At 53.8% G+C, this 1742-nt stretch carries 1 protein-coding gene and 1 pseudogene; both read right to left on the bottom strand.

What is annotated here, in order from left to right; all coding sequences use genetic code 11:
• Positions 1–742, bottom strand: a pseudogene (locus HWQ67_RS17705) (caspase family protein); the annotation flags it as partial.
• Positions 743–832: 90 nt separating this feature from the next.
• A partial coding sequence (locus tag HWQ67_RS17700) for a WD40 repeat domain-containing protein (protein WP_218254018.1) occupies positions 833–1742 on the bottom strand: 910 nt, incomplete at its 5' end.

Below are 1742 nucleotides of genomic sequence, written 5' to 3'. Positions count from 1 at the left end.
TAAACTTTGAGACGGGGTAGAAATCAGCGGCCTTGTCCGTGCCGTTATTGACGTGCCAGCCGATGAGGTCATCCCCGCTCGGGGAGGCGTCGTAGTACCCCGATGGCGTCCACAGCACCCAACGCTTACGGTCGCTGTGCGGGAAGAAGGCCAGCAATTCCACGGCATCAGACAGCCTGTACCACCTGATCGTGCCGTTACCAAATGCCGCAACGGCCAGCTTGCCATTGCCCGTGATGTTCACCGAACACGCAACTCCAGGGACGGGAACCTCCCATCTCTGGGTGCCGGTCTTGTCAAGCAGGCGGAGGTACCACTCGGTGCCTAAGAGGAAGCCCTCACCGTCCGGTGCTATCGCAAGACTGCGAGACATTTCATATTGTTCGAGTTTTAAGGCCTTGCCGTTTAGCTTTGGCTTATCGGTGTCTTCCCAATCTGTGACCTTCAAGCCATCTGATGAGGTAATGGGCGGCTTTAAAGAGGCATCAGTCTTGGTAGAACTATCAACGTCAAGGAACCTGCCAGATAGATCAAAGGCAGCCGGTGATTTACCGAATTGTTCATATACAAACCGTATCTTTGACCCATCGTTGGAGATCAGAAACCCCTCGAGGAGTCCCCTGTAATCGGCTATCTGAGGTGTGACATAGACCGCCCTCTTGCCCTGCTTGCTTATCACCCCGAAGGCTGGATCAGCAGTCCCAAAGGCAATGCCGCCGTCGTTGAGAGGGAGGATTTGCATTATTGTGTTGCTTGGGCCAGGCAGTTCCTGGTATGTAGCGTTCTTGCCGTCCGACCACATGAGGATTGGATGTTGCCCACCCTTATCATATCATCCACCGGCATAGAGATACATGCCGTCCCTTGACCATGTTAAACTGCTTAAACTACCGTTATCCACTCCTTTCGTATTGGGTGAGTAGAGATAAGAGAGGTCTTTGCCGGATAGAACGTCTACCTTTGTGGAGTCATAAAAACCAACCGCTAACTTCCCTCCGTCGGCAGAGAAGCTTACGAATAAAGGTTCTTTGCCTCCAGGGGCCTTCTCCTTTGCCTGTAATTTGAACGTGCTGTCATAGAGCCGGATGTAGCCATCAAAAGAGGTCGCCGCAAGTCTCCCCTGCGGGTCAAAGTCAAGACCGTAGCTACGATCTCCGTAGTCCTTGTCCTCGGCTATTTGGGTGTAATCCCTGGCGTTGAAGACACGTATGCCGTTGCTCCCTCCAAGTGCTGCAACCAGATACTTACCGTCCTTTGAGTAGGTGAGGTGGTAGATTATCTCTGGCAAGCCGCTGATCCGATTGGTCAAGTCCCCACTCTCACGGTCAAACAGGTAGATAGAATTTTTCCCATCCCATTGAGCACCAGTCCACCCACCGCAGGCGACTGTCTTGCCATCTGGCGATATCGCAATGGAGTATATCTTACCCTCATCGCCATCTCCAATGGGCGGTCTCAACGTCCTGATGAGCCTGCCCGTGGAAAGCTCCCACACCCTTACGGTCTTGTCATGTGAGGCGGTCACGAGGTACCGGTTGGCGGCATCTGTGGCGATCCTCCTTATCACAGCGGTGTGCATCCCGGTTTCGATGCGCAGGATGGGGTCTTTGGGTACGATGGAGTCTTCGATTACAATCTCTGCACGGGCCGGCAGACCGGCAGCGTCAGACAGCACGTTAGCATCAGGGCGATTAAGGCAGCCTTCAGGGCGACCTTTGGGGCGGCTACTGTGTTCATATCGT

The organism is Candidatus Magnetobacterium casense, from assembly GCF_019173545.1.
Lineage (GTDB): Bacteria > Nitrospirota > Thermodesulfovibrionia > Thermodesulfovibrionales > Magnetobacteriaceae > Magnetobacterium > Magnetobacterium cryptolimnobacter.
This window is presented reverse-complemented; position numbering and strand designations above follow the sequence as displayed.